We start from the raw sequence: 24,518 nt of genomic DNA, 5'->3' as shown, positions 1-24,518 counted from the left end.
GGTGCTACGGGGCTTGCCCCGCCGCGGCCAGGAGCTCGGAGGACCGGAGCCGATCGCCAAGCGCGGGCGAGAGGCGGCGGTAGAGCGCCATGACCATCGCAGCCTTGCCGCGCATGGCGGGATAGGCCTGCAAGAGCTGCGCGAAGCCGGCCGGATGGCCGAAGATCCGCTCCGCATAGGCCTGGAAATCATTGTCGATGCCGGTCATGCCGAGCGCCGAGACGAAGCCTTTCGCGTGCAGCGCCGCATTGCCGGCGCGGCTGTGAGGATGCCGCAACTCGGCATGATAGCTTGCGGTATCGCCGTAGGTGAAACCCTGCGGATTGAAGGCGTCCCAGGCGGCACGGTCCAGCGGCATCTTGATCAGCACGAGGGCGGCGATCTCATCATGGATCGAATCCACGTCGAAAGCCTCGTTCGCATCGGCCTGGACGCAGTTGAGGGCGATGAGCCCAGGCGTGTGGAAGGCGCCGCCGCGGATGTTCCAGGCGCTCAGATCGTCTGCCAGGGCGAGCCTGCCGACGAGGGATGAGACGAAGGCGGCGGGATAGGCGACGAAGGCCGTCTTCACCGCCTGAAGGCAGGCGGTTTCATTCTCCGGTGAGAGATCCCGCATCTTGACCGGCCGATCAGGCGTGGCGACGAGCGGCACGATGCGTTGGGTGAGATCGTGCTCGATCACCCTCACATGGTAGCGCGCCAGGATCTCGGCACGCAGCGCGGCGGCCGAGCGCCCGGACTCCGCCGCCCAGGCTGCCGCGGGGGCGATAAGGGCCAGGGTCAGGGCGAGGGTGAAACGCGAGAGACGCATCGCCGTCATTGCGCCATCGCGCGGCGAACCATCTCGCCCGCCAGGCCAAGGCTTGCCGGATCGACCTCGCTATCCGCCCCCCAGGTGACGACATTGCTCGCCAGCGTGGCGGCGGTGAGGATGGCGGCACCGGCCAGGAGAATGCTCGGCCGATCCCACCAGGGATGGGAGGAGCCGGCATCGGGCGCGCTGATCGTGCCATGCGCAGGCGCGCCGGAACTGGCGAGCGCCGGCCTGCTGCGCAAGGGCGGCGCGATCGTCTCGAAGTTGTTGGCGGGCGCGGTATCCGGCCCGCGCGGCCGGGGCAACTTCGGCCTGATATCCAGCGTGACGGTGATGTTTTCGGCAAGATAGAGGAAGGTCGGCCGCAGGCGGCCCTCGATCTTGGGTGAGGTGAACTTGGCGCGGATGGTCGGCATCGGGTTCGTCGGATCAAGCACATAGCCGATCGCCGTCATGCTGGGCGGCATGCCGACGGCGTTCACGGTCATCAAATTCTCGTATGTCACGCGGTTGGTCGCCCGATCCCAGCTGACCTTGCCACTGTTGACGAGTTGACCGAGCGCCGTATCCGTCTGGTGCTTGGCGGCAAGTTCCGCGCCCTTGCTGGTGAGGGCCAGGATATCGATCTGCCGATCCTGCCAGATATAGAGGGATCCCTTGTATTTTACCTCGAATTCGAGTTCCGGCGTCTCGCCTTTGATGGTCGGCAGCAGGTCGAGATCGTATCTGAAGGCGAAGCTGTTGACATGCGTGCGCCCCCGCGCGCGCGGGGTGACAAGGGAGGCAGAAGGCCGCTTGGCAGGCTCGGCGGCATGCGCGATCGCCGATGCAGCAGGCGCGGTCTCGGGGCTGATGGCAGGATGCGTCACCTGTGCCGGATGGCGGTAGCCGCGTGGTTTGCGCTGATGCGGCCGATGATGAGAACCGCGCGGCGGCAGATAGATGCGCTGGCCGATGCGCAGCCGGTTTGGATCGCTCAACGCAGGCGGCTTGCCGAAGCGCGGCCGCGTATTATAGGCGAAGAGCGCGGGCCAGAGCGCGGCGTGACCGTAATGCCGGCGCGCGATGGCGGAGAGCGTATCGCCTGGCTTGACGGTATAGGTCTCTATGCCCATTGACAGTGCCCTCCGGGGAAAGATGATGCTGGGCTCTGGGAGCATCGTCGCATGACGCAGAGGCTATAACGCGTCATGCAATGCGGCTCGCTCACATCTTGGCGAGGCGCCTGCAGATGATCACCCAAACGGGCCTGTTCTGCGCGGCCGCCGCGTTGATCGCGGCGCTTTACAGCCATGCGACGATGCGTCTCGCGGTGTGGCTGAAACGAAAGTTTCATCTGCCGAGGATGGGGCTTGCCATGCTGCCGATCGCCGGGCTGACGATCGGCCTGCTGTACCTCGCATTCCTGCTGCTGCAATCCTTCTACGCGCGTGCTGTTGGCAGCATCGGCAGCGCCACGTTTCTCGGCCTCATCATCGGGCGCTTCGTGCCGGCTCCCGGCTTGCGCGGTTCGGGCCTGGGCTTCGGCGGCGATAGCAGCTTCGCCGATGAGAGTGGGGAGGCGGGCGACGAGGGCAGCGACGACGATGGTGATGGCGGGCATTGAGCGTTTTCCTCCCTCACTCGGTGAGGACGACGATCGCGGTCACATTATCCCGCGCGCGATGGCGCAGCGCTTCGTCGATCAGCCGTTGCGCGGCGTTGCCGCCCTGTTCTAGGCAGCGGCGGATGAGAGCGTCATCCAAGGCACGCGTCAGCCCATCGCTACAGAGCAGAAAGCGGTCATAGGGCAGGAGCTGGCCGATCCGCTTGTCGAGCCTCAACCGCAGGGTGCCGGCGCCGATCGCCCGGGTCACCATCTGCATGCTGCGGTGGCGCTCAGCGTCGGGCGGATCGAGAAGGCCGGCGTCGATCATTTCCTGGCCGACGCTGTGATCCTGCGTCAAGCGCCGCAGAATGCCGTCGCGCAGCAGATAGAGCCGCGAATCCCCGGCCCAGAGGCAGGCGAAATAGCGCCGGTCGAGCAAGAGCGCCACGACGGTTGCGGCCTGGCTGCGCCCGTCGGCTTCGCGTTCCATATCCGCCAGCAGGCGATCGTGCAGATCACTGAGATGACGGCGCAGGAGGGCCAAGCGTTCACCCGCATCGGCGCCGCGCGTGAGCGTTGCGGCGCTGGCGACGACGCGGGCCGCCGCGATGGCGCCGTTGCGGTGGCCGCCAGCGCCATCCGCGACGAGGTAGAGGCCGATCTCCGGCCGGCAGAGCACGGCATCCTCATTCTCCCGCCGCAGGGTGCCGGCATGGGATGCGGCGAAGTGGCGGCTCATGCCGCTCATGCGCCGACCATCCGCAGGAAATGCGCTTCGTCCGGCAGGGTGTCGCTGTCGAAGCTGCGGCTTGGAGCGGGCGGGCAGGGCAGGCTCCACCAGCGGCCCGCCCTCACCATCGCTGCCGGCGGCAGCGCCCCGCGCCGAAGTTCGGCGGCGAGCCGGTCGGGCGGCCAGCCATCGCCGATCGCGGCACGGCAGAGGTCTTCGAGATGCGCATGCAGCGCCGCGGCCTGATCCGGCGCATCGCCTGGCGGGTCAACCAGGCCCTCCACCGCAAGCACGAGTGGAAAACGCCGCCCGACGCGATCATGGCTCGGCCCAAGCACGCCGTGCAGCTGAAGCGGCCCGCAGGCTCCCGCCGGCAAGGCGAAATGCCAGGCCGGCATCACAGCCCAGGCCTCTGCCCAGCCCTCCCCGAACTGCGCTTGGGCTCCGACCATCAACCGGCAGATCCACTGATCGAGTGTCGCGACCGTTGCCGCCGAGAGGCCGCGGCCGACGAAATCGCCCCGCGCGGGGAGTTTGCCGTAGAAGCCCGGCTGCGCTGCGGCCTGCGCCTTCATTGCACCGAGGGGCATTTGAAGCTTTGCAAGACATGCCAGTAGAGCGGCGTATAGGCGGAATCGGTGGTGATGGCGAAGGTCGCCTGCCGCTTGGCGCCGCCATGGAAGATGGCGAAATATTTGTTCGGTCCGTTGCCGCGCTCCATCTCCGCCATCGCCATGAGCCGAAAGAGCGCCCAGGCACCGGCTGTACTCGGGATCGGCCGTGCCGGCGGGGGCGTGAAGGTGATGCTGTCATGGTCGAGACTGTCTTGTGGCCAGGTGATGTCTGTCGCCTCGCTCCCCGTCGGCGTCCAGGAGATCGCGTTGGTGCCGAGTGAGAGGACAACCTGCTTCGATGTCGGGTCGATCGAGACCGGGGTGATGCTGAAATGCATCTGCAACACATCGCCGCCCGAGGGGAAGAACAGCCGGCGGATAACCGCCGCCTGCTGGAAGGGCAGGAGCTGAGCATCAGTGACCGGCGGGGCGACGCCGCCGACGGGCCGCACGTGCCAGGTGGCGCCGGAACTGTCCACATAGGAGGCAAGCTGCGTCTTGAAATAGCTGTCGAACACGCCGCCCGGTGCGAAGAGCCGGGCGAAGCTTGAAAGCGGCGTGTCCGAGCGGGCACGCGGATCGAAGGGATAATGCCCGTCCACCACCTCGTGGCAGAGCTTGGCCGGCCCATCCATGCTGGTGAAGGCGCTGGCTGCCGCCTGATGCGCGTCATCGGTGAGCGTCGCTTCCCCGAAGGCGGCGATCTGCTGAAGCCAATGCGCCACGGGCTGCGGTTGGCGCGCGGCTTCGGCCTGCAGAAGCTGGGCCGGGTCCTGGCTGTTCTGAAGAACGGCGGGCGCGCTGCTGGCATTGGGCAGTGTCGCAAGCTCGGCTTGCAACTGGTTCAGCAGATGGAAGACGGCGGTGATCGGCGCGGCATTGCCGTCCGGCCCGGTGAACTCCACCAAGGGCCGATAATAGGCGTCGATCTCGGCACCGGGCAGCGACGTCGCCGCTTGCGCGGCGGGAAGGAAGATGCCGCTCAGCTGTCGGGCGGTCGCGTCCGCCTTGGCATGCGCGCCCTCGCTGCGTGCCGCGGCCTGTGCCGCTGCCTCGGCCGGCATCAACTGATGCACGATCGAGACCAGCAGGTTGCGCATGGGCGATTGCGGCGAGGCCAGAACATAGAGTTTCTGGATGGCATCAACCTGGTTCTGGAAGGGCGAGAGGCCGAGATCGTTCAGCATCGCATCCCAGCGCCGCTCGTAATCCTTGGCGTAGAGGGCGATGACCTGCTGTTCGATGGCGGCGGGGCTTTCCGTCTGCGCGGGCTCGGCTGGGTTGCTCGCTGCCGGGCCGAGCACCCAGCTTTCATCGGCGATCTGCCGGGCGGTGGGCGCGAGCGCCGGGAGCAGGATCTCCCTGAAGCCCCGCGCGGTGAAGAAGCCGGCAATGCTTTGGGTGAGCGGCGCGCCGGAGGTTCGCCGGAAGAGCCCAGCCCCTGCCGCGCCGCCGAGGGCGGTGGCCGGGCTCCAGGGTGAGACATCGGGCGGCGCCGCGCTTGGGCGGATGCGGCTATAGGCCCGCTCGGCCGGGGACATGCGGCTGAAGGCGCTGCGCGCCAGCGCGACCAGCGTGCCATCGAGCGGCACGCTCGGCAGCGGGCTTGCAAGCAGGGCGGCCAGGTGGCGCGCCAGCGCATCCCGCACCGGCGCCATATCCGCGCCCGGATAGCGGGTGGACCAATCAAGCTGCATCCAATCCGCCACCAGCTTGGGATCGAGCGGCCCGGCATTGCCGAGCATCAGATAGATGCGGGTTGCCTCGTAGAGAAAGACCGGCTGGTTGAGGTGGCTGCGCATCTGCGCCTCGAGGCGGCGCAGCAGGCGCGGCAGGAAGACCTCGTCGAGCGCATGCTGATAGGCGAGGCGGCCGGTCTCCACCGCTTTGGCGCCCTGGCCAAGGCCGAAGAAGCCGGCAAACGCGCCCCCGCGCGGGACGCCGAGTTGCTGCAAGCGCGCGGCGGCATCCAGCACCGGCAGGATGCCCGGCAGATCGTCATCCTTAACGGGATCGAGCGGCACGCGCGCCAGCGTATCGCGATAGGTGGCGAGCGCCACCTCGTCCCGCGTGATTGCCGCGCTGTTCGCGGCCTCGGCCCGCCAGAGCAGCAGCAGCGCCGCGAGGGTCGCCGCGCCGATGGCGGAGAAGCCGCCCCAGCGGCGGAGGCGACGGCGGCGCGCGGCGGCGGGATCGGAGGAGACCAGCATCGCCTCGCCGAGGATCACCTCGCGCAGCGTGCGGGCGAGGAAATAGGCGCGCCCCGCGACGGGCCGCAGATCCGGCGCGCGCTTCTGATCGACCTCGAAGGTGCGCGCGAGCAGGCCGGTCAAGCGATCGATCGGGGTGCCTTCCTGCGTGCCGGAGGTGAAATAGACCCCGCGCAGCAGCGGCGCCGGATCGAGCCGCGTATCGGCGAAGGCGGCCAGGAGAAACGCCGCGAGCGGCGCTTCCAGGCTCGCCATCTGGAGGGGGAAGCTCGCGATCGCGACCCGCCGATCCGGGCTGCGTTCGGCTTGCAGCCGCTCGAACAGGCGTGACTCCAGCCGCTTGACGAGGAGCCGGAACTCCGCCTGGAAGGCTTCGACGCCGCGGGCAAGAGCGAAGGTCGTGCCCCATACCTGCTGCCGCGCCTGCTGGTCGAGATCATCGAAGAACTCGGTAAAGCCGGCGATGCGATCCGCCTTGCTGAAGATCGCATAGACTGGCAGGCGCATGCGCAGCCGGTCCGACACCTCCTTGATCCGGCTGCGGATGGCAAGCGCATGGCTCAGCCTTTCGCCGGCCGGCAAGGTGCCGACATCGGCGAGGGAGATGACGACGAGGATGCCGTTGAGCGGCTGCCGCGGGCGGGTGCGGCGGAGCAGATCGAGAAAGGCGAGCCAGCCCGCGCGATCGACCGCGCGATCGGAATCCTGCGTCGTGTAGCGGCCGGCCGTGTCGATCAGCACCGCCTCGTCGGCGAACCACCAGTCGCACAGGCGGGTGCCGCCGACGCCGGCGAGCGCGGCCGGGGCCATGCCGCCTTGCCCATCCGGCTGCGCGAGGGGGAAATGCAGGCCGCAATGGCTGAGCGCGGTGGTTTTGCCTGCCCCGGGCGGCCCGATCATCAGGAACCAGGGCTGTTCGTAGAGATAGCCGCGCCGGCGGCGGGCCTTGCGCAGAAGGGCAAGCGAACTGCGCAGCCGCTCGCGCAGCCGGGCCGCTTCCTCGCTCGCCTCCGCCCGCGCGGCGCGCCGCGAGCCGTGGCCTGGCCCCTCCGGATCGGTCTCGGTGGCGCCGGCGGCGAGCGCCCGGTCCCGCCGGCGGCGGCGCCAGGTCAGGGCGCCATTCACGCCCGCCCAGAGCAGGAGGAAGAGCAGGATCAGCCCGGCGCGCGGCAGCGGTTCGCGCAGCACCGGGCTCAGCGGCCCGAGATACCAGACGAGCGCACTCGCGATAGCGATGCCGGTGAGGCTGGTGCCCCAGCGGCCGATGAGCAGGGGGAGAAGATCGGCGAGCACGTTCATGGCACTGCCCCCGGCCCGTGCAGAACGACTTCGATGCGGCGGTTCTCCGCCCGCCCCGCCGGTGTGTCGTTCGAGGCGATCGGATCGGCATCCGCCCGGCCCTCGGCCGAGACCGGCACATGCGGGCCGGCGGCGGCGGCGATGATGCGCGCCGCCGCTTCCGCCCGTGCGGCCGAAAGCTCGAAGTTGGAGGGGAAGCGGATGGTGTGGATGGGCTGATTATCGGTGTAGCCGAGCACTTGCGCCGAGCCCGCGCGGGTGGCGAGCGCGGCGCCGATCCGCTGCAAGAGCGGCAGGTATTGCGCCTCCACGGTGGCGCTGCCCGAGGCGAACATGCCGCGATTGTTGATCCGGATGATGGGCACCGTATCGGTGCCGACGATACGGATGAGGCCCCGCTGCACCTCGGGCGCGAGGAAGCCGCGCAGGAGGGCGATGGGGCTTTGCGGCGGCGGCGGCAGGGTCGGCACCGGTGCGGGCGGCTGCGGCCGCGTGATCATGGGCATATGGCCGGGCGGCAGGCTGAGCCCGGCGGCGAAGAGCCGGTCCGACTGCCCGGCCAGATCGAAGGCGACCCAGGCATAGGCGAGGCTGACGAGGCCGAGGCCGAGGAGCGCGCCGACCCAGAGGGGCAGGGAGAACCGCCGGGGTGCATAGGGCGCGGCAACCCCCTGCCAGTGCGGCGAGAGCCCGGGTTCGACCGGCGGATGGTTGCGCTTGATGAGGACGTAGGTTTCCTCCCGCACGCGATCGAGCTCCGCCGGGCCGCGTGGCGAAAGCCGGTAGCGGCCCTGCATGCCCAGCGACATGCAGAGGTACATCAGTTCCAGCACCGCCAGGAAGCGACCCGGGTTTTGCCGGATCTGGGCCAGGAGATCGAAGAAGCGTTCACCCGATCGTACTTCCTGATGGAAGGTCGAGACGAGGGAGGCATCGGCCCAGGCGCCATGGCTGCCCCAGGGCGTTGCCTGCACCACATCGTCAAGGCTGGCGCAGAGCGCGTAATGGGCCGGGCGCAGCTGGTCCATCGGTAGATTTTGCGCGCGCAAGCTCCGCTCGAAACGGCGCAGCTCCTGCACCGCGTGCTCACGCAGCAGCCGCGCATCGGGCACGGTGAAGGCGTTCCGCAGCCGGCCGAGCAGGCTGAGGCAGCCAGCCGCCGCCGCAATGATCGGCGAGGCCGTGCCATGCGGCAGATCGGCGAAGTGCATGCCGGGTTCCGCCGCGGCGACAGATGCCGTCGCGCCCGGTTCCGGAAGGGCTGGGGCGGCGAAAGGCGACGCGAGCGGGGGCAGCGGGGCATCGTGGAGCCCGCCTTGCCCCCCAGGCGGTGGCGCGGCAGGCGCTCCGGCCGCCATCTCGCGCGGCGGGCTGCGCCGCCCCGGCAAGGGGCGGATGATGGTACGGTCATTATCATCCGCTTCGGCGAAGGGATTGTCGTCCATGGCCATGGTCAACTCCGTATCGCCCAAAGTTCCACGGTAAGGCCGGGATAATCACCCGAGACATGGACCGCGAAGCCGCCGGAAGCCTGCATCTGCTGCCAATGCGGGGCGTTGCGGTCGAGCTCGAAATAGGAGGCGCCGGCGTAGAAGGGCATCTGCCGCGGGGCGACCGGCAGGGCGCGGAGCCCGATGCCGGGCAGCGCCACGTTGACCAGCTCGCGGATATGCTCCACGGCGCCCACTTTGGCGGTGGCGGGAAAGAGCCGGCGGAGCGATTCCGTAGGCATTTCCGCCTGCACGGCGAGGATGAAATTCGCCGTAGCCAGCAGGCTGCGATCGGTGATCGGGGCGACGCGCACGCCGTGGCGACGTTCCTGCAGCGGAAGCATGATGGCCGTCTGTTCGAGCACGGCTGAAAGCGAGCGCCGGATATCGGCGACGACCGGCGCGAAGGAACGCTGAAGATCCTCATGCCGGTAGGGCGGATAGCTGCCGGGCCGGCGCCGAGGGTCGGTAAAGGTTGCAAGCTCACCCGCCATCTGCAGGAGCTGACGGTAGAGATCCTCCGGATGGATGTTGCCGGCATCGGCGTTATGCGCCATGACGACCTGCCAGCCGTTGACCGCCTGGAGCAGCAGGAAATCCGCGATCTCGGCACTGCCTTTATGGCCGGGCGCGGTGAGCCGCGCGGCCACGGCTTCGCCGCGCTGGTTCAGCATCCCGGCAAGTTCGACGCAGAGCGCCGCGAGCGGGGCCACGGCCGAGCAGACGAGGGCAGGCGCCATCCAGCGGGGATCGAGGATGACCCGGCGATCGGGCGTCACTTCGGTGATGCGCGCCAGAGGCAGGCCGAGATAGCCCTCGCGATCCTCGCTCTCCAGCATGTAGCGGAGTGCCAGGCGGCCGAGCTGGAGTTCCGCCGGCTGCGGCGCGCCCGACTGGGTATCGTACGCCTCGAAGCCGAGCGCCCGGTAGCGACCCTCATCCCGCGCCGGGCTCATGATCTCCTGCATGCCGGGCCGACGCACGGGAACAGCGAGATAGACGCGCTCGTTGCGCACCGCTTCCCCGATTTCGAGCGGCGGCGGCAGATCCGCCTCCCCCGGGATCGCGAAGGGGGTGCCATCCTCGAAGAGGCCGCTTGCCGATTCGAGGGCGAAGCGGCCGGCATTGAGCAGATCCCGCGCGATGGCGAGCGTCGTGACGCCCCAAGGATGGGTGCGCAAGCTGGTGATGCTCGCCCGCAGCTGCGCCTCCGCCCAGCGATCCTGCTGCTGGAAGTGCTGGGCGCGCAGGAACATGCCTTCCCGCCAGGCGACCCGGTTGGTCCAGCTCATGCCGCCTCGCCACGCCGGGTTGGACGATCAATCACGACGATCCTCCTTCGTCATTTGGTTGCTCTGATGACTGTCCTGCGCCTCGGCCATCGAACGCTCATAGGCGCGGGCGAAAGCCTTGCCGAAGACGCTGTCGAAATCATCGCTGAGGGCCGCCAGGATCTGGTGATGGTGGGTTTCGAAGCTGGACCAGGCGCGTGCCCGGCGGAGCGCCGGCAGGCCGCCCCGGCCGCCGGCGGCTGCCATCAGACGATCCGGATCGTATTGCGCAAGCAGATCGCGCACCGCGTCCCGCATCGCGGTCATCATGGCGACCTCGTGCAGGCGCGTATCGAGCAGCGCCTCGGCAACCGCCGCCTCCGCCGCGACATCGCTGCGCCGCCCGATATTGAGCATGGCCGCCAGCGCGTCCTCGTCATTGGCGGCGAATTTGAGCGGATTGTTGCCGCTGGGGCGGATCATCGTCTGCTCGATCCGGAATTCTCCCTTGATCGAGGCGCGCGCGATCATGATGCGGCGCAGGCCATGCACCATGGCGCGGAAGGCGGCGCCGAGTTCCTCCAGAGTCTCGGAAGGGCCATTGACCAGGAGGCCCGCCGATTGCGGATCGAGCCCGGCGCCACGCAGGAAGGCGGCCATCGCCGCTTCGGCAGCCGTGATGCCCTCGGCTGCGGGCGGCACGGGCGCGGGCCGCTCCGGCGTGGCCGGCTGAGGCGCGGCGGGGGGCGGATCCTCGGCATCCCAATCCTGCGGCAGCAGGTCGGCGGAACTGGATGGCGGCCGGTATGCCGCATCGAGGAAGCCGTCATCCGCGATGACGGGATCGGCGGTGATCTCATCCGAGAGGCTGGCGAGCGGGTTGTAGTGATCGACGAGCGCGACCGCCGGGCCCACCGTGAGCGCCAGCGGGTCCGGCAATAGCGGCGCGAAGGGATCACCAGGCAGCCGATCTTCGGGATAGGCGGCAGCATCGGCAGGGGCGCCTTCGCCCAAACCGCTCGCAGCGAGCAGCGGGACCTCGCCCTGGCGCAGCGACACCTCGATCTCATAGGAGCCGAGAAGGATGCGGTCCCCATCGCGCAGGCCGCGCGGCTTGGCGCCGATCGGCTCGATCTCATGGTTGAGGTAGCAGCCATTGGTGCTGCTATCGAGGATTTGCCAGCCGCCGGCCCGCAGGCTCAGCAGGCAATGACGCTTGGAGAGAAAGCGATCAGGGTCCGGCAGCACCCAATCATTGCGCGGATCGCGCCCGATGGTGAATTCGCCCCCCATCACCTGCCGCGTTTCGGGGGCGACGCCATCGGGGCTGCGCAAGATCGACAAGGTCAGCATGGCGCCTTCCCCCCGGGGGTGACGAGGTGGCCGGTGCCGCCGCGATCGATGTCATGCGCGCTGGCGAGGAAGCGGTGCAGCCGCTCGGCGCGTTCCGCGGGCGGGCCACAAAGGCTTGAAAGATGGACGGAGCGGCCGATGCTTTCCGCGAGGCGTGTCGCCGCGGCATCCTCACGCAAGGCGAGCGTCCTGGCAGCGCCGGACCAAAAGGCCGCCAGCGCGGCCAGCGCCTCGGGCGATGCGAACCGCGCATGGTGGGCAGCGGCATAGGCGCGCGCGCGATGCGGGCCGTCCGGCATGCGCACCCAAGCCTCCGCCGCGGCGGCCGCCGCCTCATCCCAAACCGGCCTTTCCTCGCTGCGCGCATGCCCGGCGCAGCGGCAAGCCCACCACACGGCTTCGCGTGCGGGCAGGGCATGAGCTGCGACCAGCAGGGCTTGTTCCGCGAGCCTCGCCTGCTCCAACCGCCGCAGCAACAGCGCCGTCTCCGGCCGGTCGGCGAGCAAGGGGGCGCGGATATCCTGGTTGAGCGCACGGCTGAGCCAGGCGAGCGGCATCGGCCGCAACTTGCCGCGAGGCGGAGGCAGAGGCGGCGCTGCCGGCCGCTGCGCGGAGACTTGCAGGCTCATGCGCCCTCGGTGGGCGCGGCCACCGCCGTTTGCATCAAGGCATCCTCCACGGCTACCTCTTCCGGGCTCGGCACGACCGCGGTGCTCGCAAAAATGTCGGGCGCATTCATCAGGATCATGCCGGCCGTCGTCGTCGCGATGCTGCCAGCCGTCTCGCTGATGATGTCGGCGCTCGCGGCAAGCGCCGCCACGGCATTCAGGCCGATCATCATCCCGTTGATCTTGATGCCGGCCGGGGCCAGCGTGATTGTGTTTTCGCCGACGCGGAGCGTGAGCGCCGTCGTCGCCTGGAGCGCAATCGCGCCGGTCTCGCTCGTGAGGCTCGCATTGCCGGTGACGGTCACCCGCTCGTTCCTGCCGATGCTGACCGTGCGATCACGGCCGACGGCGAGGCTCTGGTCCTGCTCGACCTCCGTCGTCATCTGCTTCTGGGCGTGCATGTAGAAAAGCTCGCAGCCCTTGCGATCATCGAAGGAGAGTTCGGAGAAATCCTGTGTCGTCCCGCGCAGGGTGGAGCGGCTGCGGAAGCCCTGGCGGGTCTGTTCCGCCGGGATCGGAAAGACGGGGCGCATGGCCTGATTGTAGAAGCTGCCGACGACGACCGGAGAATCCGGATCGCCGTTCATGAAGGAGACCGCAACCTCGGTGCCGACACGCGGCAGATGCTGCCAGCCCCAGCTATTCCCCGACCATGGCTGCATGACGCGCGCCCAGATCGCCATGGCCGCGACGGTATCCTTGCGATGATCGAACATCAGCCGTACCTTGATGCGGCCGAGCGAATCGGCATGGATTTCCTCGCCCTCATTACCGAGGACGATCGCGGAGAAGATGCCGGCCATGACCGGCCGGGTGTTGCGCGACGGCTCCCGCCACGGCGTCTGCTGCAGGAAGGCGACGAAGGAATTCTCGTAATGCGGCTTCTCGCCGCCGCCGATCCAGCTCTCGTCCAGCGCTTCATGGGTGACGGAACGCAGCGCGTAATCGATCCCTTCCGCATCGGTGAAGGGATCGCGCGCCAGGGTGAAGCGGTAGCCGGGGCAGAACTCCTGATCATAGCCATGGCCTTCGCGGAGCGCGGCCCCGGCTTCCGCCGATTCGACGGCGAAGCGGGCGCGATCCGCCGCCGTCTGGTTGGCTTGCGTCAGCGCAGGCCAGTTGAACACGCGGCGTGTGGCGGCGCCAGCCATGGCGGACGTCGTCGTCTGATGGCCATAGACCGGCGCATCCGGCCGCGTGGGATCATAATCCTGCAGCACCACCGCGCCATGCGCCGTTCCCTGCGCTTCGCTCCACTGGTCGAAGACATCGACATTGTTGCCGGCATGGATCACCCAGTGCGGCGGGTGGGAGACGGGCTTGAAGGACTGATTCTGATCCGTGATGACCAGGGTATGATCGGTCTTGCTATGCTCGAAATAGTAGAACCAGCCATTTTCCCGCATCAGCCGTTCAGCGAAGGCGAGGCCGGTTTCGTTATATTGCGTCGTGTATTCCCGCACCGGATTGTCGCCATAGAGGCGAAAGACGACCGGGCTTACGCCATGCTCGGCGAACAGGGCCTGCAAAGTCTCTTGCACGGTCTGGTTCTGAAAGATCCGGCAATCTTCAGATTGGCTGAGGAACCATAGGCGCGGCCGAATCTCCAGCCGATACATCCAGCGCGAGCGTTGCGCCATGCCGACGGCGCGCATGCTCTGGACGATGCCGTTGAAGTAGCGATCTGCATGCGGCTGCTTGCGGATGGTGAGGCAGACGCTTTGATACACGAGTTCGCTCGGTGCGATCGCCCGCTCTGTCGAAACCACGGTGAGCGACGCGGCGAAGGGGCGGCTCAGACACTCTTCCGCATGCAGGGCAACGCCATGCAGCGTTCCCTCCTGGATGGGCAAGGTATCGTCGCCGAGCGGGGAGGTGAGCAGAAGGAGCGGTTGCAGGGCGGCCATGGTCACTCTTTCTCCCGCGGGCGGAGCGCGCCGGTGGCCGGCAGCAGGGTGCGAGGCGCGGCCCACCGCCGCCACTGGGCGCCGATCCGGTCAAACCGCGCGAGCAGGGAGCGGCGGGGCTTTGCAGGCTCGCCGGCCGCGGATGCGGCAGCCCAGGCGGGCTCGGGGAGTGGCGCCGCCGATGCGGCCGCCCACGCTTCCGGCGAAGCCTCAGGCAAGGGCCGCAGGCGGACCGTCTCCTCGCGCTCATCCGCCGCGCAAAAGCCTGCCGCCTCGTAGGCGAAGCGGGTGAAGCCCTCCGCGCCGAACCTTGTGAGCAGACCGGCGGCGGCATCGTCCGTGATCGGGATCTCCCGCAGCGCGGAGGCGAAGCTTTGCGCATCCGGGAAACGCGCGGCCGGCGACTTGGCGAGAGCTTGATCGATCAGTGCCGCGAGCCCCGACGGCAGGTCTGCGCGCAGCACGGCGAGCGCGTGGTGCGGCTGGTTGATGAGCTTGAAGACGGTATCGGTATAGCTGAGGCCCTGGAACGGCCGCTCCAGCGTGATGAGTTCGTAGAGCACCGCACCCAGCGAGAAGAGGTCGCTCCGCGGATCGACCGGATCGCCGCGGCATTGCTCGGGGGACATGTAGTTCGGCGTTCCGATGAGCAGGGAGATGCCGGCGGGATCCTGCTCCCGCGGGCGGGAGATGCCGAAATCGGCGATCTTCAGCCGCGCCGCGCCGGTCAGCAGGAGATTGGCGGGCTTGATATCGCAATGGACGATGCCGACCGCGTGGATATGCGCCAGGGCATCGAGCGCGAGGAGCGCGATATGCCGGATCTCAGCGAGGCAGAGCCTCCGCCCGGCCGCCAGGATACGGCTCAAGGGCAGGCCATCGACATATTCGAGCACCAGATGCGGCAAGCCCTCGGCGAGGTTGAATTCGTGGAGGGTGACGATGCCGGGATGGGCGCAAAGCGCCGCCATCCGCGCCTCGTCATGAAAGCGTGCGCGATAGCTTGCCTGCTCCACCCCGGAGATGAGCTCAGCCCGGATGACCTTGATGGCGACGAAGCGGCCGAGATGCGGATCACGCGCTTTATAGACGACGCCCATGGCGCCCCGCCCGAGCAGGGAGAGCACCTCGAAACGGCCGATACGATCGGGCAAGCGCGCGTCCATCTTAGCGCCCGTTTCGCTCGATGAAATCCGCCTCGAACACGGCTTCCTCCGCATCCGCCTGGCGCGGCGCGTGGCTTGGCGCCCAACTGTCCCAGCCGAGCCGGCCCGCTTTACCACTCAAGGCGAGCGGAGGAACCGCATCGCGCGCCAGGATCGGGTTGATCGCGAAGGCGATTTCGAAGCCGAGGAAGCTGCGCACGAGGGCGACGAGGCGGGTCAGCAGCGGGCTCGTCGGCGTGAGCGCGCGGAAGGCGGCGAGATCGAGCGGCCCGATCTTGAGCACGATCCGCGATTGCACGCTCCAGGCCCGCGCGCCGGCAGCGGCATCGACGCCGAGCCGATTGAAGGAGGGGCTGGCCTGCCCCTGGGGTGGCGTTACCGGCAAGGCGGATTGCTCATCGGGATGGACCGGCAGCCACATGCCGGCGAATTGCTCGACCGAGACCGGCAGGCCGAGCCAATCGCCGACGATCGCTTGCAGCCGCGCCGCGGAACGCGGATAGGTGGAGAAATGACCGGCGAAATAGGCGAGCGTGTCCGGCTCGACCTGCGATTGCCGCACCATATCCGGGCTGCCATAGCCGCAGAGCGCCATCAGCAGGTTGCGGACCGGATCTTCGATCTCGGCATCGGGCGGTTTGCCGATGCGGGCCTGGGCGGCGGCGCGATGGCTACGGTATTTGATGCCGGCAGCCGCGAAGAGGCCGATCGGCCGCTGCGCCAGGAGATCGAGAAAGGCGGCGAAGGCGGGTGCCCGCTGGCGTTGCTGGCGGACCACGAGTTCGGAATAGGGCCGCGGCAAAACGCCTGAAGGGCCGGCCAGCCCGATCGGGGCGACCGTCGCGGCAAATCCCCCGGCCTGCTGCCGCAGCGCCAGAATGTCGGCTGCCGGAAAGGCGAGGCCCACCGGCGCATGGAACCGCACGGCGCGCGCCGGATCGGGCTCGGCCGCCGCGAGCATGAGGAGCATGACCGCGGCATCGAAGGAGAAGCGTTGCGGCTCTTCAAGCAACTGCTCGCGAAGTGACGTCCGCCGCCGCGCCTGCCCGCGGGCTTGCATGATCGGCGCCGCCTCGCCGGCTGAGGCGGCCCGCGCGGGCAGATCGCGGACGAGATGCGCCGCCTCTGCCGCGTGGAGCGCGCCGGCCCCATCTCCCATCACCCCCCCTGTCATAACAGGAGCCGCGCACCGGCGCGCGGCGGGAAGCGCGCGACCGCGCCGCTGCGGCCTTCCAGCATGACAGTGCAACGCACGAAGGAATTGACCGTCGTGTGGAGCGCGAGCACGCGTTCCAGCACGCTCGTCATGAGGAACAGCCCCGAGGAGGACCAGCTTCTGGGATCGCAGGTGAGCGTGACGTCCAGCCCACGGCAGAAGGCGGCGGGCTGCGCGCCGGGTACCCGGGCGGTGCCGAGCGCGGAGGAGACCGAGACGAGCCCGGCGATGGCGCTGCGCGTCGCCTCGCTGTCATAAGGATCGTAGAGTCGCAGCATCGCCCGGAGATTTTCGGCGCCCAGCGTGCCGCCGACGACCGAGAGGTGGCTGAGCGAGAGGTGGGAGATGAGCTTCCAGGCACGCCCATCATGCAGGGGCTGGCGCAGCGATGGCGTGGGCGCGGTAAGGCAGCGGAGCGAAGCGACCGCGCCCATGCCTTCCGAAAGATGCAGTGCCGGCTGATCCTCGCCGAAGGGCAGCCGCGAGGGCAGGTCGCGATTGCTGCAGAGGGCATCGACCGACAGGACCTGATCCGCCGGGCGATCGAGCGAGAGGGCCGGATCCATCGGCGCGAGATAGACCTGCGTGCCGCCGAGCGAGGCGGGGGCGGCACGGCGGATGAGCGTATAGAAGCCGGCTTGCGTATCGGCCGACGATTCCGCCTGAAAATCATGGGGCGCGTGGCGGTAGAAGGGGAGCCAGGGCCGGGTGGACCCATCACCATTCAACTCGCGGACCTGCTCGATGCTCCAGACCTCAAGGCTGCGCGTCCGCCGATGATCGGCCGCGACGAGATATTCGGTCTGCTGATGGGTGAGCGGGATCGGTTCGCAGCGCTGGGGAAAGAGGTTGATGATCGGCACGCAGCCGAGCGCCATTCCCTCGGGGCGCAGCGTGCGCTCCAACTCCGCCGCCGTCCGGTCCAGATAGACGAAAACTTCGAGCTTGCCGCTGGTGTGGATCAGGCTGCGCGCCTCGATCCCGACCAGATCGACGAACAGGAACTTCTCCGGCATCGCGAAATATTCCGTGAGCAAGCGAAAGCCCGAGAAGGAACGCGGCGACCAGGGATAGAGGGCCTCCTCATCCGCAAAGCCCGCCGGCCGCAGCGCCGAGGGCGGCAGGAGCGTTGGATTGGGATCGTTCGGCCCCTCCGCAAGTGCGAGGCTGAGCGCGTGGTTGCAGAGAAGCTCGTAGAGCGCGACCGCGCGATCCGCCGGCCCCGTCAGATGCAGGCGCAACTGGTCCACCGCGAGATCGGCGAAGCTCGCTCCCGGGTCCAGCGTGCGGAGGATGAAGCGGAGACTGGCCTTGGCACCGCGCGCTTGCGGGTTGATCGGCGCCGCCAGCGGCAAGCCGCTCAGCCGCAAACCCTCCACCCGGATGGGCCATAGCGTGGCATCAGCCGTGGTCGTGAACCGGCACGGCTCGCCCTCGATCGGATCCGTCTCGATCGCGGTGCCGCGTGGCACCGCAATCGGCACCCGCACATCCGGCTGGCAGGCGAATTGAGCGATCGCCGCCGCGGGCAGGGGCGCGAGGTAATTCGGATAGAGCAGCCCAAGCAGCGCGTCGGTCAACTCGGGATACTCGTCGTCAAGCCGGCGATGCACGCGGCCGGCGAGAAAGGCCGCACCTTCGAGCAAGCGGCCGACATGCGGATCATCAACCGCATCCTGGCCGATCCGCAGCCGGCCGGCGGCCTTTGGATGCGCCTCGGCGAAGTCGCTCGCCAACTGCCGCAGGGCGGCGAGTTCACGGTCGTAATAGGGGAGCAGATCCTTGCTCATGCGCGGTTGCCCACGCTCAATTGCAGGGCTGCCGCCGAGGTCGTCGCGTCCACGATCGTATCGAAGGCGATCGGCGCCATGACCGGCTCCACCAGAAGCATCGCCTCGATCCGAAAGACCAGCAGGGCGCGGAGGCGATCGGGCTCGCCCGCCAGGCGTACCCGGACCTGCGCCAGCCGTGGTTCGAGGCGGCGGATGGTCGCCTCGACATCGCGCAGCAGGACTGCTTGCTGCTGACCCTGGCTCAAAGCCTCTGCCGTCAGGCCGCTCAGGCCGTAGAAGAAGCCGGATTGCTTCAGATGCTTCAGATGCGCCGGCACGCTGCGCCAAGGCGGCTGGGCATTGAGCAGCGCCTCGAGATTGCGCAGAACCGAGTGGCGGAGCTGGCTCAAAGGATCAGCCACGGTCTGCGGGGCTTCCTCCTCCAGCAGCCGATCGAGGATGGACGCCCGCACATCCCTCACCGGGCCTGGCAGACCGCTCTGCCGCGCCTGTCTGATCGTCCCGGTCATAGAAACACCAGTGTGCCGACTTCACGGATGGCCGTGCCCTCATCGCCGATGAGCCAGACGCGCTGCCCGCAGCCGCGAACCACGGCCTGCCCGGCCCATTCGGTCTTTGCGCCGACCGCGAGAGGTCCGTCCGGCGTCGCGGGGGCGAGGGGATAGAGGCACGGCACGTAGATATCGCCACTGAGCCCTGATCTTGTCTTGAGGGTGCATTGCCGCCAGTAGAGATCACGCAACCGCTTTGGCCGATGAAACCGCGCTTCGGCGATTTCGGTGAAGGAAACCCAGACATAGCGGCCGGCCGGGGTGAGCGCTTCGAGATAGCCCGCCATGAGATCGTCGGCATCGCGCAGATCGGCAAAGGGTTTGCCATCGTGCAGCCCAGCGCAGGCCGGCCGGGCGGCTTCCGCTGCCTGTAGGGTGGCAACCGTTTCCTGCGGACGGCCCGCCGCGAAGGCCAGCAGCGCCTTGAGCGCTTCGGCGAGGTGCGGCGGCGGATCGGCGAGGAACTCCGGCACGCGCTGTTCCACCCAGGTCTGACGGCGGAGCAGTTCGGCCCGGAGGAGGCGGCGAAACAGGATCGCGCCCGGCGCGACCGAAGCATCCGCCGCCGCCAGCGCCGCCAGGCTCTCATCCGCCTGTGCCGCCTCGCCGGCGAAGAGCAGAAGTTCGGCCAGGAGCAGCCGCAGCCCCGCATCCTCAGGCGCCTGCCGTAGGACGGCGATCGCCTCATCCAACCGCCCAGCCTGGAAGAGAATGAGCGCCGACCGGCCAGGCGCGCCGCCCTGCGGCGGCGTTGGTGGGAAGAGCGCGGGCCCCGGCGCCATCATCGCCTCCGTGTGATCATCAGTGCACCAAACCCGCGCCGGGGAGGACGAATTCGGTTGCCAGTTGGAACGTGGTCTCCACATCGTCGAGCTGGTAGCAGGGCTGGAGATGAACGGTGCAGGCGAAGGTGCCCGGCCGCGCCGCATGGGCCGCGACACGCACCTTGCTGGAGGCAAGCGGATAGCGGGCACGGCTTTCAGCATCGCCACGGTTGTTGCCGTTGGTGTAGCCGGCGAGCCATCGCTGCAGCCGGCGCTCGATCTCTTCCGCTGTCAGGAAGGAGCCGATCATCTCCCGGCCCATCACCTTGATGTAATGGGCGAAGCGGGAGACGCAGAGCATCGAGTTGATCTGCGCGGACAGGCGCGCATTGCCCACCATGGCCCTGGCATCCTCGGGCACCGCATCGCCTGGCGCGGAGTGCAGGCTGCGCACCGAAGCGAAGAACGCCTCGCCGCCCTGCGGCAGGTGAGCGATGGGCATGAGCCCGCCTTCGATCAGCAGTTGCTCCTGGCTTTCGGTCAGCGCGAGATCGAGTGAGGGACGCGACCAGCCGGCGCCCCGATCGGTCGTGTAGCTTTCACGGGGCAGATCGGGAACGAGGCCGCCACCCAGCCGGTCCTTGTCCACACCGCGGATATCGGCGGGCCAGCCGAATTGCTCCTGCGCCCGGATGACGACAGAGGCGAAAGCATAGCCGCCCAGGCACCAGACGCGATCGCGCGGCGTGCCGGCGCTTTCCGCATAATGCCACCGGTCGCGCAGGCTATCAGGTGTCCAGAGCGGGCGGGCGAGAACGCGCGGCATGGTGAGGCAGAGGAAGCGCATGTCGCTCCGCGCTGTAAGCGCCTGCCAGCGCCGATGCTCCGTATCCCGCAAAGGTGCCGCCGGATCGAGCGAGAGCGCCAGTTCATCGAAATGATCCACGCCCAGGAGATGGGGGGAGGCCGCGATGACGACGGGCAACAAGGCCGCCGCGGCGAGCGCCGCGAGCGAGGAGAGGGCGGCGATATCATCCGGTGGTGCATGATCAACTACGGAGGCGCGCCGCTGGTGACTGACCTCCTCGTCGATCACCAACAGTCCGAAGGGCTCCCCACCGGCGCGGCCGAATTCATCCTCGTAGATCTTCCGAAAAAGCACACTCTGATCGAATTCGGGCGCGCGGTCAAGATCCCGGCAGATTTCTGCCCAGCCGGCATCGAGGATGCGCGTCTTCACCTGGCCGCGCGCATCGATCCCGCTGACCAGCCATTCAAGACCACGCCAGCTGCCTTCGAGACGCTGCAGCCGCGGATGATGGAGGACAGAGTCAAGCTGGGCCGCGATCATCTGATCGAGCGCCACGATGTCACGCTCAATCAGGGCCGGCGCGGAGCGCGGATCTCCGGCAATCCGCCGAGCACCGAGCCATGTGGCGAGCCCCTCTACCCCGCCCGCGATGAACCGCGCCAGCCTCTCGCCCATTGCACCATCATCCGGTTGCAGAAAGGCGCCTGTCAGCATCATATCCCGCAGAGGAGGAGAATTCTCGGAAGCGGCCGAAACCATCCGCCTGTGCTAGGCCTTTTCCGGAATGCGTGCGACCATGCGGAGGCTCGTCGTCAACTCCTCCATCTGAAGCCAGGGTCGCATATAGGCGATCGCGCGGTAGGCGCCGGGGCGCCCGGCGATCTGATGCACCTCGACGCGGGCTTCCCGGAGCGGGAATTTCGCCTTGCTCTCGGGGCCGGCCAGATCGTTGGTGTTGACATAGTTCTTGATCCAGCGGTTCAGCCAGATTTCGCAATCCTCGGCCTCCATGAAGGAGCCGATCTTGTCCCGCGCCATGACCTTGAGGTAATGGGCGAAGCGGCTGGTCGCCATGATATAGGGCAGGCGGGTTGAGATCCGCGCATTCGCGGTCGCATCCGGCCGATCATACTCCTTCGGCTTCTGCACGGTCTGCGCGCCGAAAAAAACCGCATAATCGTGGTTCTTGTAATGGCAGAGGGGAAGAAAGCCGAGATTCGAGAGCTCGTATTCGCGCCGGTCGGTGATGCCGATTTCAGTGGGGCATTTGGCGTCCATATCCCCATCATCCGACTGGAAGATATGGGTCGGAAGATCATCGACCTTGCCGCCGCCCTCCGCTCCACGAATAGCGGTGCAGAAACCATTGCGGGCGAAAGCCTCAGTAAGCTTGGCGCCCATCACGAAAGCCGCGTTCATCCAGCAATAGGCATCATGGCTCATCGCGAGCGGCGCCTCATGCGCATCGACCGGTGCTTCCTCATAGGCGAACTCATCGATCGGCTTCGTCTTCGCGCCATAGGGAAGGCGCGCGACGACGCGCGGCATGACGAGCGAGACGAACCGGCTGTCCTCGCTATCGCGGAAGCCGCGCCACTTCTGATACTCGACGGTATCGAAGATCTTCGCGAGATCGCGCGGCTTGCTCAGCTCAGACCAGCTGTCGAAGCCGAACATGCTGGCGCTGGCGGCCGAGATGAAAGGCGCGAAGGCTGCTGCGCTGACATTAGAGATAAGGCGGAGCGTCTCGATCTCGTCCGGATGATTGCCCCATTCATAATCACCGATGAGGGCGCCATAGGGTTCGCCGCCCGGCGTGCCGAACTCGCTTTCGTAAATCTTACGGAAGAGAAGGCTCTGGTCGAACTCGACGACCCTGGTAAGATCGCGGTTCAGCTCGCGCTTCGAGGCATTGAGTACGCGGATCTTCAACACTGATCCCGTCTCGCTGTTCTGCACCAGATAATGCAGGCCACGCCAGCTTCCCTCAAGCTTGAGGAAGCGGGGATCATGAATAATCTCGTTCAGCTGCTCGGACAGCTTGTGATCGATCTTGGCGATGGCGCGCTCAAGCGTGCGATTGAGGTTCCGATCGAAATTGACCGTCCCCGCCTGCGCTTGCTCGACGAGCGCCCGCACCAGATCCTGCGCCCGATCAGGCTCGGTCTGCCGGGTGGCAGAGACAACCTGCTGCAGGAGATCGCCCTCATGGCTGGCCCCGCCAGCACCCTCGATCTTCGCTTGCGACTGATCCATGTGCTACAGCTCCTCCCGGCCGGAAAGCTCCGCAGAGACCGCGTGCATCTGCCGATCATCCTTGAGGATCGATTCGAGCAGATGTTCAAGCTCTTCCGACCTGTCTGCTTTGCTCATGAGATCGCGCAGCTTGTTCCTGGTTTCTAGCAGCGCCTTCAGCGCCGGAATCTGGGCAAGAACGCGCCCCGGTTCGAAATCTTCGATCGCGTTGAAGCTCAGACTGACGGCAATCTCGGTACCATTGTCGGCGAGCTTGTTGGGAACGACAAGATTAAGGCCCGGGCTCAAGCGGCCCATCACTTCGTTGAAATTGTCACGGTCGATCTGAATGAACTTGCGCTCGGCAAGTGGCCGCAAGGGCTGCGTCGAGTCGCCTGAGAAATCGCCGAGAACACCGACGACAAAGGGAAGTTCGCGCAGAACCTGAGCGCCCTCCGTCTCAACCTCATAGGTGATGTGAACGCGCGGACGCCTCACGCGGCTAAGCTTTTCGTGGATGCTTGCGCTCATTATCGCCCCTTCTTGCAGGCAGCTAGGCGGCTGCCTTTCAGACTCGTGGAGTTGTGTACGCATTAAAGCGGAAAAAAATGCTCTTTCAAACAGCAATCTCTCCAGTGCTATCGGGGTGATCAATCATTGATCGGTCGGATGCCGGAAAAAATGCCGAATCTACAAGGCCTCATGAAGAAAGCTTGAGGATGCGTGGCAGTTCAATGACAACGAAAATGTTAACTCAGCGCGCCCTCAGTTGGTCAATCGAGCGAGGCTCGGATGCCGAGCTGCAGCAAGATCATGCCGCGCTGCCCACCTTCCGGCACCACCTCCTTCAGAAGATCAAGGAAGGAGAGCCGCCCGCGCCGCACCGCCTCATCGAGCGCGTAAGCGAGCGGTGAGTGCGGCTCATATCGGCGGAAGTAATCGGCGACGAGGAGAAGGGTGCGTAACATCTCCTCGCGCTCGGGGCGCGCGTGATGAGGCGCGTCCACGCGCTCGCCCTCGGCTGACATCGCTTGCGCCGCGGGCGGTATGAACGCGGCCTCGGCCGCAAGCTTCGCCTCGCCTGTCGGTTCGGGCGCGAGCCGCTCAGCAATACGGGCGATCTTGTCGAGGACGGAGGCAACGCGGCTAGAGGGCGGCGCATCCCTGCCGAGCCGCGCCTCGAGTGCCGCGGCAAGTTCTTGCCAGCGAGCGAGCGCGGCTCTCGCCTGACGTCCCGTTTCCTGAAGGGCCGCAGCGCCGGCAAGCCGCGCTTCGGCATCCAGTTCCGCGAGAAGAGGCCCTGTCCCCATCTTGCGCTTCTTGCGAGCGGCCTCGCCGATGCTCTCTGCCTCCTCGGCCTGTTCGTAGGCCCAAAGCGTCACCGGCGTGCGGTCGGCGCCGTGGAATAAGACAACCATACGGAGCGGCTGCAGGAGCGTGCCGTCGCCGCTGATGCCATTCAGCCCCGCGATCGGAGCGGCGCGAGGATCTCCTTCCTCATCGTCGCCATGAGGGAACAGGCCCGAACTCCAGAATTGCGACACAAGCCCGAGCATCACCTCCGCCGCGAAGCGCAAACCATTGAGACCGTGCAGACGCACGCAAGCCTCCGCAAGCCAGGCGGAAACCTCCAGATCCTTGCCGAGATCCGCGAGTATCACACGCGCGTTTGTCTCGACAAGCTTCCACTGTACCTGCGCGAGGCTGATCGCGCCTTCATAGTCCATCTGTCGTTCGGTTGCGCGCGCGTCAGCCCGTGCATCACGCAAGCGTGAATAAAACGATGAAGGCGAGCGATCTCCTCGCGGATCAACGCCGACCGGCGATCCTGCGGCGAAGGGCAACAGCAGGCTAGATGCTTGAAATTCAGCACGCTCCATAACGATGCTCTTCTCGAAAAGGGCGGGTTCGCGATGTCATGCAATGGAATTGTAACTAGTTGACAGCGCCTATCCATTGATAGTTGGAGAGAGTGCAGCAGGCCAGAGAAAGTTGCCATGAAGATTGACGAATCTACGGAGTGTTGGTCGAGTGGTGT

20 protein-coding genes are annotated in these 24,518 nt (G+C 67.2%); 1 reads left to right on the top strand and 19 read right to left on the bottom strand.

Features of this window, described 5'->3' with window-relative positions:
- Positions 1-4: 4 nt before the first annotated feature.
- Together ACYQ7X_RS16575 and ACYQ7X_RS16570 are read right to left on the bottom strand one after the other, a co-directional pair.
- Positions 5-820, bottom strand: coding sequence for a hypothetical protein (locus ACYQ7X_RS16575; RefSeq protein ID WP_459698185.1), 816 nt, complete (start codon positions 818-820; stop codon positions 5-7).
- Positions 817-1,929, bottom strand: coding sequence for a LysM peptidoglycan-binding domain-containing protein (locus ACYQ7X_RS16570; protein ID WP_459698184.1), 1,113 nt, complete (start codon positions 1,927-1,929; stop codon positions 817-819). The genes ACYQ7X_RS16575 and ACYQ7X_RS16570 overlap by 4 nt, the downstream gene beginning before the upstream one ends.
- A 116-nt stretch (positions 1,930-2,045) precedes the next feature.
- Between ACYQ7X_RS16570 and ACYQ7X_RS16565 the strand changes: the two genes are divergently transcribed.
- The gene (locus ACYQ7X_RS16565; RefSeq protein ID WP_459698183.1) at positions 2,046-2,420 is read left to right on the top strand and encodes a hypothetical protein; all 375 of its coding nucleotides are present in this window, start codon (positions 2,046-2,048) and stop codon (positions 2,418-2,420) included.
- 13 nt (positions 2,421-2,433) lie between these two features.
- Here ACYQ7X_RS16565 and ACYQ7X_RS16560 read toward each other — a convergent pair whose 3' ends face one another.
- The 17 genes from ACYQ7X_RS16560 to tssA all read right to left on the bottom strand — a co-directional run bounded on the left by ACYQ7X_RS16560 (position 2,434) and on the right by tssA (position 24,360).
- Positions 2,434-3,150 (bottom strand): PP2C family protein-serine/threonine phosphatase, encoded by a 717-nt coding sequence (locus tag ACYQ7X_RS16560; RefSeq protein WP_459698182.1) that lies wholly within the window; start codon positions 3,148-3,150, stop codon positions 2,434-2,436.
- Complete coding sequence (tagF, locus tag ACYQ7X_RS16555; protein ID WP_459698181.1) at positions 3,147-3,722, bottom strand: type VI secretion system-associated protein TagF; 576 nt, start codon at positions 3,720-3,722, stop codon at positions 3,147-3,149. The genes ACYQ7X_RS16560 and tagF overlap by 4 nt, the downstream gene beginning before the upstream one ends.
- On the bottom strand, positions 3,704-7,255 hold the full coding sequence (gene tssM, locus ACYQ7X_RS16550) for a type VI secretion system membrane subunit TssM (RefSeq protein ID WP_459698180.1): 3,552 nt from the start codon (positions 7,253-7,255) through the stop codon (positions 3,704-3,706). Before tssM ends, tagF begins: the two co-directional genes overlap by 19 nt.
- Positions 7,252-8,706 (bottom strand): type VI secretion system protein TssL, long form, encoded by a 1,455-nt coding sequence (gene tssL, locus ACYQ7X_RS16545; RefSeq protein ID WP_459698179.1) that lies wholly within the window; start codon positions 8,704-8,706, stop codon positions 7,252-7,254. Before tssL ends, tssM begins: the two co-directional genes overlap by 4 nt.
- Before the next feature lie 2 nt (positions 8,707-8,708).
- Positions 8,709-10,037 carry a type VI secretion system baseplate subunit TssK gene (tssK, locus tag ACYQ7X_RS16540; RefSeq protein WP_459698178.1) on the bottom strand — a complete coding sequence of 443 codons (1,329 nt, stop codon included), beginning with the start codon at positions 10,035-10,037 and terminating at the stop codon, positions 8,709-8,711.
- A gap of 27 nt (positions 10,038-10,064) precedes the next feature.
- Positions 10,065-11,369, bottom strand: a complete 1,305-nt coding sequence (gene tagH, locus ACYQ7X_RS16535) for a type VI secretion system-associated FHA domain protein TagH (protein WP_459698177.1) — start codon at positions 11,367-11,369, stop codon at positions 10,065-10,067.
- Positions 11,363-11,926, bottom strand: coding sequence for a DUF6931 family protein (locus ACYQ7X_RS16530; protein WP_459698176.1), 564 nt, complete (start codon positions 11,924-11,926; stop codon positions 11,363-11,365). The genes tagH and ACYQ7X_RS16530 overlap by 7 nt, the downstream gene beginning before the upstream one ends.
- 68 nt (positions 11,927-11,994) lie before the next feature.
- Positions 11,995-13,944 carry a type VI secretion system Vgr family protein gene (locus ACYQ7X_RS16525; RefSeq protein ID WP_459698175.1) on the bottom strand — a complete coding sequence of 650 codons (1,950 nt, stop codon included), beginning with the start codon at positions 13,942-13,944 and terminating at the stop codon, positions 11,995-11,997.
- A gap of 2 nt (positions 13,945-13,946) precedes the next feature.
- Positions 13,947-15,110, bottom strand: a complete 1,164-nt coding sequence (locus tag ACYQ7X_RS16520; protein ID WP_459698174.1) for a serine/threonine-protein kinase — start codon at positions 15,108-15,110, stop codon at positions 13,947-13,949.
- A 1-nt stretch (position 15,111) separates the two neighbouring features.
- On the bottom strand, positions 15,112-16,269 hold the full coding sequence (tssG, locus tag ACYQ7X_RS16515) for a type VI secretion system baseplate subunit TssG (RefSeq protein WP_459698173.1): 1,158 nt from the start codon (positions 16,267-16,269) through the stop codon (positions 15,112-15,114).
- 11 nt (positions 16,270-16,280) lie between these two features.
- Positions 16,281-18,116: a type VI secretion system baseplate subunit TssF gene (tssF, locus tag ACYQ7X_RS16510; RefSeq protein ID WP_459698172.1), complete on the bottom strand. Its 1,836-nt coding sequence runs from the start codon at positions 18,114-18,116 to the stop codon at positions 16,281-16,283.
- Positions 18,113-18,628 carry a type VI secretion system baseplate subunit TssE gene (gene tssE / locus ACYQ7X_RS16505; RefSeq protein ID WP_459698171.1) on the bottom strand — a complete coding sequence of 172 codons (516 nt, stop codon included), beginning with the start codon at positions 18,626-18,628 and terminating at the stop codon, positions 18,113-18,115. Before tssE ends, tssF begins: the two co-directional genes overlap by 4 nt.
- On the bottom strand, positions 18,625-19,452 hold the full coding sequence (locus tag ACYQ7X_RS16500; RefSeq protein WP_459698170.1) for a type VI secretion system accessory protein TagJ: 828 nt from the start codon (positions 19,450-19,452) through the stop codon (positions 18,625-18,627). The genes tssE and ACYQ7X_RS16500 overlap by 4 nt, the downstream gene beginning before the upstream one ends.
- 19 nt (positions 19,453-19,471) lie before the next feature.
- On the bottom strand, positions 19,472-20,920 hold the full coding sequence (gene tssC, locus ACYQ7X_RS16495) for a type VI secretion system contractile sheath large subunit (protein WP_459698169.1): 1,449 nt from the start codon (positions 20,918-20,920) through the stop codon (positions 19,472-19,474).
- 93 nt (positions 20,921-21,013) lie between these two features.
- Complete coding sequence (tssC, locus tag ACYQ7X_RS16490; protein WP_459698168.1) at positions 21,014-22,501, bottom strand: type VI secretion system contractile sheath large subunit; 1,488 nt, start codon at positions 22,499-22,501, stop codon at positions 21,014-21,016.
- Between the two features lie 3 nt (positions 22,502-22,504).
- On the bottom strand, positions 22,505-23,011 hold the full coding sequence (gene tssB, locus ACYQ7X_RS16485; protein ID WP_459698167.1) for a type VI secretion system contractile sheath small subunit: 507 nt from the start codon (positions 23,009-23,011) through the stop codon (positions 22,505-22,507).
- A 242-nt stretch (positions 23,012-23,253) separates the two neighbouring features.
- Entirely contained in the window at positions 23,254-24,360 is a 1,107-nt protein-coding gene (tssA, locus tag ACYQ7X_RS16480; protein WP_459698166.1) for a type VI secretion system protein TssA, read from the bottom strand.
- Positions 24,361-24,518 lie beyond the last annotated feature (158 nt).

The sequence above is a fragment of the Acidisoma sp. C75 genome (assembly GCF_054665095.1).
This window is presented reverse-complemented; position numbering and strand designations above follow the sequence as displayed.

What these genes read in the sequence shown, in the direction of transcription:
- ACYQ7X_RS16575 (WP_459698185.1), bottom strand. Translation starts at nt 820, where the DNA reads ATGACGGCGATGCGTCTCTCGCGTTTCACCCTCGCCCTGACCCTGGCC.
- ACYQ7X_RS16570 (WP_459698184.1), bottom strand. Translation starts at nt 1,929, where the DNA reads ATGGGCATAGAGACCTATACCGTCAAGCCAGGCGATACGCTCTCCGCC.
- ACYQ7X_RS16565 (WP_459698183.1), top strand. Translation starts at nt 2,046, where the DNA reads ATGATCACCCAAACGGGCCTGTTCTGCGCGGCCGCCGCGTTGATCGCG.
- ACYQ7X_RS16560 (WP_459698182.1), bottom strand. Translation starts at nt 3,150, where the DNA reads ATGAGCGGCATGAGCCGCCACTTCGCCGCATCCCATGCCGGCACCCTG.
- tagF (WP_459698181.1), bottom strand. Translation starts at nt 3,722, where the DNA reads ATGCCCCTCGGTGCAATGAAGGCGCAGGCCGCAGCGCAGCCGGGCTTC.
- tssM (WP_459698180.1), bottom strand. Translation starts at nt 7,255, where the DNA reads ATGAACGTGCTCGCCGATCTTCTCCCCCTGCTCATCGGCCGCTGGGGC.
- tssL (WP_459698179.1), bottom strand. Translation starts at nt 8,706, where the DNA reads ATGGCCATGGACGACAATCCCTTCGCCGAAGCGGATGATAATGACCGT.
- tssK (WP_459698178.1), bottom strand. Translation starts at nt 10,037, where the DNA reads ATGAGCTGGACCAACCGGGTCGCCTGGCGGGAAGGCATGTTCCTGCGC.
- tagH (WP_459698177.1), bottom strand. Translation starts at nt 11,369, where the DNA reads ATGCTGACCTTGTCGATCTTGCGCAGCCCCGATGGCGTCGCCCCCGAA.
- ACYQ7X_RS16530 (WP_459698176.1), bottom strand. Translation starts at nt 11,926, where the DNA reads ATGCCGCTCGCCTGGCTCAGCCGTGCGCTCAACCAGGATATCCGCGCC.
- ACYQ7X_RS16525 (WP_459698175.1), bottom strand. Translation starts at nt 13,944, where the DNA reads ATGGCCGCCCTGCAACCGCTCCTTCTGCTCACCTCCCCGCTCGGCGAC.
- ACYQ7X_RS16520 (WP_459698174.1), bottom strand. Translation starts at nt 15,110, where the DNA reads ATGGACGCGCGCTTGCCCGATCGTATCGGCCGTTTCGAGGTGCTCTCC.
- tssG (WP_459698173.1), bottom strand. Translation starts at nt 16,269, where the DNA reads ATGGGAGATGGGGCCGGCGCGCTCCACGCGGCAGAGGCGGCGCATCTC.
- tssF (WP_459698172.1), bottom strand. Translation starts at nt 18,116, where the DNA reads ATGAGCAAGGATCTGCTCCCCTATTACGACCGTGAACTCGCCGCCCTG.
- tssE (WP_459698171.1), bottom strand. Translation starts at nt 18,628, where the DNA reads ATGACCGGGACGATCAGACAGGCGCGGCAGAGCGGTCTGCCAGGCCCG.
- ACYQ7X_RS16500 (WP_459698170.1), bottom strand. Translation starts at nt 19,452, where the DNA reads ATGGCGCCGGGGCCCGCGCTCTTCCCACCAACGCCGCCGCAGGGCGGC.
- tssC (WP_459698169.1), bottom strand. Translation starts at nt 20,920, where the DNA reads ATGGGCGAGAGGCTGGCGCGGTTCATCGCGGGCGGGGTAGAGGGGCTC.
- tssC (WP_459698168.1), bottom strand. Translation starts at nt 22,501, where the DNA reads ATGGATCAGTCGCAAGCGAAGATCGAGGGTGCTGGCGGGGCCAGCCAT.
- tssB (WP_459698167.1), bottom strand. Translation starts at nt 23,011, where the DNA reads ATGAGCGCAAGCATCCACGAAAAGCTTAGCCGCGTGAGGCGTCCGCGC.
- tssA (WP_459698166.1), bottom strand. Translation starts at nt 24,360, where the DNA reads ATGGAGCGTGCTGAATTTCAAGCATCTAGCCTGCTGTTGCCCTTCGCC.